We start from the raw sequence: 8276 nt of genomic DNA, 5'->3' as shown, positions 1-8276 counted from the left end.
CACCCGCACCCAAGACCGCGCCCACCGCATCAACAGCGAACGCGCCCACAACAAGGCGCCGCCCTGACGGGGACGGGGCAACTAGCTCTTGAAGGGCAGGATCTTGTTGAGCTGGTCGAGTTGCTTGCGCAGGTCGTGGATCAGCGCGGTGCCCCTCGCGGTCTGGGCGACGGCGTAGATGCCGTTCTGTTGTTGCGCCAGCTCCGCGATGTTGTCGTGGGCGACTCGCACAGACTCCAAGGTCCGCGCGAGCAGGTCCGTGGTGGACTCCGTCGTGGACGCGGTGTCTTTTGCATGGGTCACGGCATCGCAGCCTATCGCCTCACGATAGGAACTGCCCAGGAACCGCGGGCATAATCTGCGACAAACACCGGCCGCGTCCGGCATAGTCACTCGACAACACGACGCGATGAGAAGGGGTCGACCGTGAAGCGCTACCTCACCGGGGGCCTGACCACCGCGCTGACGGCCACCGGACTGGCGGCCGGATGGCTGATCGCCTCGGCGCCGGCGGCCCAGGCCGGCTGCCAGGACAACCCGCTGCTGTTCTTCTCCACCGCCCAGAAGTGCGACGGTCCGATTCAGCCCGACGGCAGCTGGCAGCGCTGCGTCATCTACTACTACGAGCCGCCGAAATCACCGCCGTCGCAGCAGGACTGCCACCCCATGGGGCCCGGCCGGGATTACCCGCTGCACTCGTTCTACATGCCGGAGAACCACATCGACCCGTAGCGGGACTCAGTCCATCAGCTGCGCGGCCACCGTCGCGCCCAGCTCCCAGCACGCGTCCAGGTCAGGCTGGCCCGGCTTGCCCGACACCACCACGTAGTCGGCCACTTTGACCCATCCCAGGCCCGTCGTGATGGAGTCGACGGCCCGCTCAGCACCCTCGGTTCCTTCGTTGCCGTGCAGGTAGAGGCCGAACGGCCTGCCGCGGGTCGAGTCCAGGATCGGGTAGTAACAGACGTCGAAGGCGTGCTTGAGCGCGCCGCTGATATAGCCGAGGTTGGCCGGGCTGCCCAGCAGGTAGCCGTCGGCGGCCAGCATGTCGGCCGGTGAGACCTCAAGCGCGGCGCGGCGCACCACCTCGACGCCCTCGATCTGCGGGTCCGCCGCCCCGGACAGCACCGCCTCGAACATCGCCTGGCAGAACGGCGACGGAGTGTGGTGCACCACCAGCAGCGTCTTGCTCACTGCTGTGCCTGCAGCGCGACCGCGGTCTTCATCGCCTCGCGTGCGCGCCGGCGGTCCCCGGCGAACTCGTAGGCTCGAGCCAACCGGTACCAGCGCCGCCAGTTGTCGGGGTCGGCATCGAGTTCGGCACGGACCGTGTGGAACAGGGCGTCGGCGGCGTCACGTTCGATGCGTCCCGACGGCCGCCGCGGCAAGGCACCGGAGTCGAGTTCCATGCCGTCCGCGGCGATCAGGCGCGACAGCTTCTGGTGAGCGAACCCGTCTCGCAGGGTGGCGATCATCGCCCACAGTCCCAGGAACGGCATGATCAGCAGCGCCACCCCCATCCCGATCGCCGCCACCGAACCGGAGGCGATCAGCAGCACCGCGATGCGACCCAGAAACGCCAGATACATCAGCAGCGCCAGGCACATGAAGACGATCAGCACCTTCACCCGCGCGGCCGGCGACACCTTCGTCACGACTACTTCAGGTCGAGGAGGGGTTCGATGCCGATCGTGAGCCCGGGGAATTCGGCGACCCGGCGCACCGCCAGCAGCACCCCGGGCACGAAGGAGGTCCGGTCGATGCTGTCGTGCCGAATGGTCAGCGTCTCCCCCATGGTCCCGAACAGCACCTCTTGGTGGGCGACCAGCCCGGCCAGCCGAATCGAATGCACCGGCACACCATCCACGTCCGCACCGCGGGCTCCGGGCAGTCCGGTGCTGGTGGCATCGGGGTTGGGCGGCAGTCCCTTTCGCGCTTCGGCGATCAGCGCGGCGGTACGAGCGGCGGTACCCGACGGCGCATCGGCCTTGTGCGGGTGGTGCAGCTCGATCACTTCCACCGATTCGAAGTACTTTGCGGCCTGCGCCGCGAAATGCATTGACAGCACCGCGCCGATGGCGAAGTTGGGTGCGATCAACACCGCCGAACCGGGCGTGGCCTCGATCCAGGAACGCACCTGGTCCAGCCGCTCCTCGGTGAACCCCGTGGTGCCCACGACCGCATGAATCCCGTTGTCGATCAAGAACTTCAGGTTGTCCATCACGACGGCGGGGTGGGTGAAGTCGATCACCACCTCGGTGCCGCTGTCGGTCAACAGGCTCAGTTCGTCACCGGCGTCGACCTCGGCCGACAGGGTCAGATCGTCCGCAGCGTGCACCGCCGCAACCATCGTCGCGCCGACTTTGCCCTTGGCGCCCAATACTGCTACTCGCATGGCTGCCACCCTAGCGGCAAGGGGCGTCAGGACACCTCCCGGCGGGTCTCGCCGGCCTCGCCGGGGGCGGTAAGGCGTTCGGCGACGAATCGGACCATCAGGTCGAACGCCGCCCGGCTGTCCGGCAGGAATCCGAACAGTGCCGGGAAGGCGTGCACCTGGTGAGTCCACAGCGCGAGCCGGCTGGACCGGTTGTGCGCCAGCAGTGCGGCGTGCAGACGTTCGTTGTCGCAGCGCAGGATCTCCGACTCGGCGGCGATCAGCAGCGCCGGTGGCATGGTCTCCAGCCGGCCGTTGATCGGCGACAGGTCGTGACGCATCGACGGCAACGGGCACACGTGGTCGACCAGGTCCGGCAGCGCGTCCGCGATGCCGAATGCGTCGGTGCCCATGTTCGCGTGGGTGCTGCGGGCCGTTCCCTCAAGCTCCAGCAATGCCGAGATCCCGATGACGCCGGCAGGGGCCGCCAGCCCTTCCTGCTGGGCTCGCAGTGCGGTGGCAAAGGTGAGAAAACCGCCTGCGGAGTCTCCGGCGATCACCGTCTTGTTGGGGTCGGCCCCCTGCTCCAGCAGCCAGCGGTAGGCGCCGACGCAGTCTTCCACCGAGCCGTCCACGCTCACGTCGGGGAACTGCCGGTAATCCACGTGCACCACCGGCAGCCGGGTGCGCCGGGCCAGCGTCGCCACGACATGCAGGTGAGTATCGAGGCCTCCGGTGAAGAACCCGCCACCGTGAAAGTACAAGATGGCGCCGTCGCTCAGTGGGGCGATGCAGTCTGCTCTGCGAACGATCTCGACGGGAACCCCCGTCGCGAGATCCCGCGTGAAGCGGATCCGGAAGTGCGGTCGCAGCCGTTGCAGGCGGGCGACGGTGTTGGTGCGCCGGCCCAACTGCGCCAACATTCCGGGCATGGCCTCGGGGCCGCCACGGCGGCTGATCCACCGAACCAAGCGCGGCATCACCGCCGCGAAGATGACGTAGATGATTCTGGCCCGCAAACTCCCGCGATGAATCTCAGCCTCACCAGACATCCGGGCATTCTATCCGCACCGATAGGGCTCGACTCAGCCGTCGATGACGACGCGTCCTCCCTTGGCCCGCGACACGCAGACCAGCATTTCTCGGTCGCCCTCGGCGGTACGTCCGCGGCGGTCGACCTCGCCGGAGACCACCATGACCTTGCAGGTGCCACAGAATCCCTGGCGGCACGAGTATGCAGTCGTCGGATCGGCGTCGAGCATCACGTCCAGCGCCGTACGGTCCCCGGGAATCGCCAGCACTCGCCGCGATCGGGCGAGCTCCAACTCGAACGGCACCCCGTCGACCACCGGAGGCGGACTGAACCGCTCATAGTGCAATGGCGCATCGCAGTGTTCGTCGCGGGTGATCCGCACCGCCTCGAGCATGGCGCTCGGACCGCAGACGTACACCGCGGTCCGCGGCCCGGCGCCGGCCAGCAGCTCCTCGGTGCCGGCGAAGCGTCCGTGCTCGTCGTCGGCCCACACCGACACCCGCTGCGGGTCCACGGCCAACACCTCGTCCAGCAACGGCATGTCGGCCCGGCTGCGGCCGGCATACACCGCGCGCCAATCGATTCCGCGCTGGGCGGCCACCCGAAGCATGGGCAGCATCGGGGTCACGCCGATCCCGCCGATCACGAACAGCACCTCGCTCTCGCCGGTGCCCAGATGGAAGGCGTTGCGCGGACCTTCGAACACCAACGTGTCACCCTCGGCGTAGGACTCGTGCATCTCGACCGAGCCGCCACCCCCGTGGTCCAGCCGCCGGACCGCGATGCGGTACTCGGTGCGACGTCCCGGCACGCCGCACAGCGAGTACTGCCGGCGGCGGCCCGAGGGCAACTGAACGTCGATATGACCGCCCGGCGTCCAGGACGGCAACAGCCCACCGTCGGGGTCCACGAGGGTGAGCGCCACCACGTCGCCGGTCAACATCTCCCGCTTGGAGACGACGGCCGCGATCGTCCGCGACACCGGGACTACCCGCGAGGGGTTCCATCGCGACAGCGCTGCCATCCCACCGAATACGGTGATCGCTCCCCAGAGCGCGTTGAACAGTCGGTCATGTTTGCGGCGGCCGTAGAGGTCGGCGGGACGGGATTTCCAGATCTGCGCTGTCACGTCAGGCATGCCGAAGGCCATTGCCGGACGCGCCGGCACCGCCGGCCACGCTGTGTTGCACCCACTCGTCGGTGAGCCGGGCGATCACGTCGGGTCGATCGATCACCACCCAGTGGCCGCCGTCGATGTCGAGCACCCGATTGTTGGCCGGGATGGAACCGGTGTAGCGCTGCAGGGCCGGGCTGACGAATACATCCAGCCGAGGCGCGAGCACCTGCACCGCAACATCGGTGGCCGGCAACGGCCGCGACGGCTTCAGAAACGGTCCTGGCATATTCGCGCGATACAGGTTGAGCCCGTTGACGTAGTCGTTCTCGCCTCGGGGCATATCCGGGCGCGGCCGGCCGGAGCGACCGATACGGTCAAGCCAGCCAAGGACTCTGACGCCCAAGCCGGACCGGAAGGCCGCCTCGGGAACCCGCGGGGTCAAAAACAGCCAGATGTAGCTCGACTCCAGCAACTGCCGTACGACATCGCCGAGCGTCCGCAGGCTGCGTGCCGAGCGCAGGAAGCGGCCGGCATAGTCCAGGTGCGGGCCCGAAATCGATGTGTAGGAAACGACTTTGGCCGCCACGGCCGGGTCGGTGATGGCCGCCCAGCCCTGGATCGAACCCCAGTCATGGCCCAGCAGGTGGACCTTGTCCACACCGAGTCGGCCCAGCTGCTCGATCACCGCGGCGACGTCTGCGATCAGCTGCGGGAATCGGTAGCCGGATCGATCCGCCGGAGCCGACGACGCTCCCGCACCGCGCACGTCGTAGGCGACGACGTTGTAGCGGCCCGGATGCTGCTCGATGAGCTCGCGAGCCACCCCGTCCCAGACGTGGTGGTTGTCCGGGTAGCCGTGGATCGCCAGGACGGTCGTGCGCTGCGGGTCCAGATCCGTGTACGCGTGTACGGCAAGTGTCACACCGTCGGCGGCCGTCACAGTGGTGGTGGTAGTCATCGACTGAGCTCCTTATGGTTCGTCCGCGTCCCCGTCAATGCGTGGCGCGGGCAGCGGGCGAAATGGCCAAGTAGTTGACCGCCTTCTCCACCCCGCCGAGTTGCGCCGGGTGGAAGCCGGGGCGGTAGTAGGAGGCGATGGCCGGCAGGAATTCGAACGGCGAGGGCACCAACCCGCGCCGCGCTGCGATGAACCAGTCCCGCCAGCGCGGCTTGGTTCCGGCCGGCAGCAGCGGGTCCACCTTGTACATGAACCGCAGGCCGCGCACCCACAACAGCAGCATCAGGGGCGTGACGGCCAGCTGGGTGCGGACCTGTCGCAGGAAGCCAGCCCGCAGGTGCTTCATGACGTCGAACGCGACGGCCTTGTGCTCGACCTCTTCGGCACCGTGCCAACGCAACATGTCCAGCATCACCGGATGTGTCCCGATCTCGTCCAGCGCCGGGCTCTCGAGGATCCACTCGCCGAGAATCGCCGTGTAGTGCTCGACGGCGGACACCAGAGCCACCCGTTCCAGCAGCCAGCGCTGCTGACGGCGCTCATTCCAGGCCGGCCGGTCGCCCAGCAGTTTGTCGAACAGCCATTTGATCTGGCCGGTGAACGGGGACATGTCCACGCCACGTGCGGCCAGATGGTCGACGACTGCCGTGTGCGCCTGGGAGTGCATGGCCTCCTGACCGATGAATCCCTGCACGTCCAGCCGCAGCTGGTCGTCCTTGATCAGCGGTAGTGCCTGCTTGAACACCTCGACGAAGAACTCTTCGCCGGCCGGCAGCAGCAGGTGCAGCACATTGCAGAAGTGCGTCACGAAGGGTTCGCCCGGCACGTAGTGCACTGGCAGGTCCGACCAGTCGAACCCGACGTCGCGGGCTTGCAGGACGATGCGCTCGTGATCCAGCGCTCCCGCACCGGGTGAGTGCGGGCCTGCTGCGGTGTCGTCAGCGCTGAGCATCGGGCCTCCTTTTTTGACAAATATACGTCAAATGTCAAGCGAGACGAGTGCCTGCGTCCTGTTACGGGGCGGTTACGAAGTGAGCCGTCTGTTGCACGCCGGTTACATTCTCGGGCCGCGGTTTAAGAGACTGTTAACCAGCTTGATCTCCAAGCCAACTGACAGGAAATGTCAAGGGCGCCCCCCAGCCAGCTGCCCCGGCCGGCGACCGTTTCATTGAGGAGAAACCCATTGACTTTCGTCAACGCGCATACCGAGGAACTCAGAACGGCAGCCGATAGCCTCGGTGGCTCCGGTCTGGCACTGGCAGCCCAGAATTCGGCGGCTCAAGCCCCGACGACGGGTGTGCTTCCGCCCTCCGCCGACGAGGTATCGGCGATGTTGGGCGCACGATTCGCCGCACACGCGCTGATGTATCAGCAGGTCAGCGCACAAGCAACGGCCATCCACGAGATGTTCGTCGCCACCCTTGCCTCCAGCAGTAATTCCTATGCGGCCGCCGAGGCCGCCAACGCCCTCGCGGCCGGTTGACGACAGAAGGGGTAGACAATGGATTTCGCAGTGCTTCCCCCGGAGGTCAACTCCGGACGTATGTACGCCGGGCCGGGCGCGGGGTCACTGTTGACCGCCGCCGCAGCCTGGGATGAACTGGCCGCCGAGCTGCACACCACTGCGGCCAACTACCAGTCGGTGATCTCCGGACTCACCAGCGGAGGGTGGCTGGGCGTCGCGTCGACGCGCATGGCAGCAGCGGCCGCGCCGTACATCACGTGGCTCAACGCCACTGGTGCTCAGGCCGAGCAGACCGGCGCACAGGCCAAGGCCGCAGCTGCTGCACACGCGGCCGCGTTCTCCATGACAGTGCCGCCACCGGTGATCGCCGCCAACAGGGCCCAGTTGGCCGCACTGGTCGCGACCAACTTCTTCGGCCAGAACGCTCCGGCGATCGCCGCTACCGAGGCGATTTACGCCGAGATGTGGGCACAAGACGCCACCGCGATGTTCAGCTATTCCGTTGCGGCCGAGGCGGCGTCGCAGATGGCGCCGTTCGGGCCGCCTCCGCAGACAGCCAACCCAGCAGGCATAGCTGCGCAGGAGGCAGCGACGGCCCAGGGGCTCGGGCAAGGTGCCGCGCAAGCCGCGGTCAACGGAGTGATGGAGGTGTTGCCGGGCGCAGCGCAGTCGGCCATTCCTCCGGTTATCGGCGACATTCTCGCCGACCTCGGGGCGCTGGGCGTCACTCCGATAGGAACTGCCCTGACCGTAGCCATCATCGCCGCTTTCATACCCGAGTACCTCATCGCGGGCGCAGCACTTCCGTCGCCGTTCGGCTTGGGAGACGCATCACCGATGTCCATCGCGGCGGGCGTGCCGTTGGGCCTGACGCCGACGCTGGCGGCACCCGCGTCGGCTGGTCTGGCGTCAGCGACGTCGGCGTCGGTCGGCAGCGCGCAGTCGGTCAGTGGGTTGTCGGTGCCCAAGGCCTGGGCTACCGCCGCTCCGGAGATGCGGCTGGCCGCTGCTGAGGTCGACACGTCCAATGTCGTCGCCACCGAGGGGATCGGCGGCGGCGGGATGTTCGGCGGCATGCCGCTGTTCGGCGGCGCACCGCTGATGGCCATGGGCGGGCGAGGCGCCAACGGGCAGTACCGGGAGAACAAGTCGGTCGAGGAAGCCAAGCGAAAGGCCGTCAAGGGACGTCGCTCAACCATGTGGTGAGTCACCGAACCGCGGACATCAATTTCAACAAAACAAGGAGACAAAGCAGTGGCAACACGTTTTATGACTGACCCGGACGCGATGCGTTCGATGGCGGGCCGTTTTGATGTGCACGCGCAGACG

General features: G+C 67.3%; 11 protein-coding genes and 1 pseudogene. 4 read left to right on the top strand and 8 right to left on the bottom strand.

The genetic code is table 11. From position 1 onward, the window contains the following. Positions 1-81 precede the first annotated feature (81 nt). Positions 82-303: a hypothetical protein gene (locus tag N416_RS0119265; protein ID WP_024443733.1), complete on the bottom strand. Its 222-nt coding sequence runs from the start codon at positions 301-303 to the stop codon at positions 82-84. Positions 304-426: 123 nt separating this feature from the next. On the opposite strand from N416_RS0119265, the gene N416_RS0119260 reads away from it, so the two are divergent. Next, a complete protein-coding gene (locus tag N416_RS0119260; RefSeq protein ID WP_024443732.1) occupies positions 427-732 on the top strand; it encodes a hypothetical protein in 306 nt (101 codons plus the stop codon). Between the two features lie 6 nt (positions 733-738). On the opposite strand, the gene N416_RS0119255 is transcribed toward N416_RS0119260, so the two are convergent. Genes N416_RS0119255 through N416_RS0119225 form a run of 7 tightly spaced genes read right to left on the bottom strand, consistent with a single transcriptional unit; the run spans position 739 to position 6434 of the window. Next, positions 739-1140, bottom strand: coding sequence for a flavodoxin family protein (locus N416_RS0119255; protein ID WP_164518060.1), 402 nt, complete (start codon positions 1138-1140; stop codon positions 739-741). A 50-nt stretch (positions 1141-1190) separates the two neighbouring features. Further along, complete coding sequence (locus N416_RS0119250; RefSeq protein ID WP_369797622.1) at positions 1191-1607, bottom strand: hypothetical protein; 417 nt, start codon at positions 1605-1607, stop codon at positions 1191-1193. Between the two features lie 50 nt (positions 1608-1657). Beyond that, on the bottom strand, positions 1658-2395 hold the full coding sequence (gene dapB / locus N416_RS0119245; RefSeq protein WP_024443729.1) for a 4-hydroxy-tetrahydrodipicolinate reductase: 738 nt from the start codon (positions 2393-2395) through the stop codon (positions 1658-1660). 26 nt (positions 2396-2421) lie between these two features. Then, positions 2422-3426 carry an alpha/beta hydrolase gene (locus tag N416_RS0119240; protein ID WP_024443728.1) on the bottom strand — a complete coding sequence of 335 codons (1005 nt, stop codon included), beginning with the start codon at positions 3424-3426 and terminating at the stop codon, positions 2422-2424. A gap of 33 nt (positions 3427-3459) precedes the next feature. Continuing rightward, positions 3460-4545 (bottom strand): PDR/VanB family oxidoreductase, encoded by a 1086-nt coding sequence (locus N416_RS0119235; protein ID WP_024443727.1) that lies wholly within the window; start codon positions 4543-4545, stop codon positions 3460-3462. Beyond that, on the bottom strand, positions 4538-5482 hold the full coding sequence (locus N416_RS0119230) for an alpha/beta fold hydrolase (protein ID WP_024443726.1): 945 nt from the start codon (positions 5480-5482) through the stop codon (positions 4538-4540). The genes N416_RS0119235 and N416_RS0119230 overlap by 8 nt, the downstream gene beginning before the upstream one ends. Positions 5483-5516: 34 nt before the next feature. Continuing rightward, on the bottom strand, positions 5517-6434 hold the full coding sequence (locus N416_RS0119225; RefSeq protein WP_024443725.1) for a metal-dependent hydrolase: 918 nt from the start codon (positions 6432-6434) through the stop codon (positions 5517-5519). A 231-nt stretch (positions 6435-6665) separates the two neighbouring features. Here N416_RS0119225 and N416_RS0119220 point away from each other — a divergent pair, with 231 nt between their 5' ends. The 3 genes and pseudogenes from N416_RS0119220 to N416_RS23380 form a co-directional block, all read left to right on the top strand. Further along, positions 6666-6965, top strand: a complete 300-nt coding sequence (locus N416_RS0119220; protein ID WP_024443724.1) for a PE family protein — start codon at positions 6666-6668, stop codon at positions 6963-6965. 18 nt (positions 6966-6983) lie between these two features. Further along, complete coding sequence (locus tag N416_RS0119215; protein WP_024443723.1) at positions 6984-8153, top strand: PPE family protein; 1170 nt, start codon at positions 6984-6986, stop codon at positions 8151-8153. A 48-nt stretch (positions 8154-8201) separates the two neighbouring features. Continuing rightward, positions 8202-8276, top strand: a pseudogene (locus N416_RS23380) (WXG100 family type VII secretion target); the annotation flags it as partial.

The sequence above is a fragment of the Mycobacterium sp. UM_WGJ genome (assembly GCF_000455125.1).
GTDB lineage: Bacteria > Actinomycetota > Actinomycetes > Mycobacteriales > Mycobacteriaceae > Mycobacterium.
Note: the sequence above shows the minus strand (reverse complement) of the source record. Positions and strands in the feature narration are given on the sequence as shown.

Bases quoted from the DNA above. Each gene is read 5' to 3' on its own strand.
- N416_RS0119250 (WP_369797622.1), bottom strand. From the start codon at position 1,607: ATGTGCCTGGCGCTGCTGATGTATCTGGCGTTTCTGGGTCGCATCGCG.
- dapB (WP_024443729.1), bottom strand. From the start codon at position 2,395: ATGCGAGTAGCAGTATTGGGCGCCAAGGGCAAAGTCGGCGCGACGATG.
- N416_RS0119230 (WP_024443726.1), bottom strand. From the start codon at position 5,482: ATGACTACCACCACCACTGTGACGGCCGCCGACGGTGTGACACTTGCC.
- N416_RS0119225 (WP_024443725.1), bottom strand. From the start codon at position 6,434: ATGCTCAGCGCTGACGACACCGCAGCAGGCCCGCACTCACCCGGTGCG.
- N416_RS0119235 (WP_024443727.1), bottom strand. From the start codon at position 4,545: ATGCCTGACGTGACAGCGCAGATCTGGAAATCCCGTCCCGCCGACCTC.
- N416_RS0119215 (WP_024443723.1), top strand. From the start codon at position 6,984: ATGGATTTCGCAGTGCTTCCCCCGGAGGTCAACTCCGGACGTATGTAC.
- N416_RS0119255 (WP_164518060.1), bottom strand. From the start codon at position 1,140: ATGTTCGAGGCGGTGCTGTCCGGGGCGGCGGACCCGCAGATCGAGGGC.
- N416_RS0119240 (WP_024443728.1), bottom strand. From the start codon at position 3,426: ATGTCTGGTGAGGCTGAGATTCATCGCGGGAGTTTGCGGGCCAGAATC.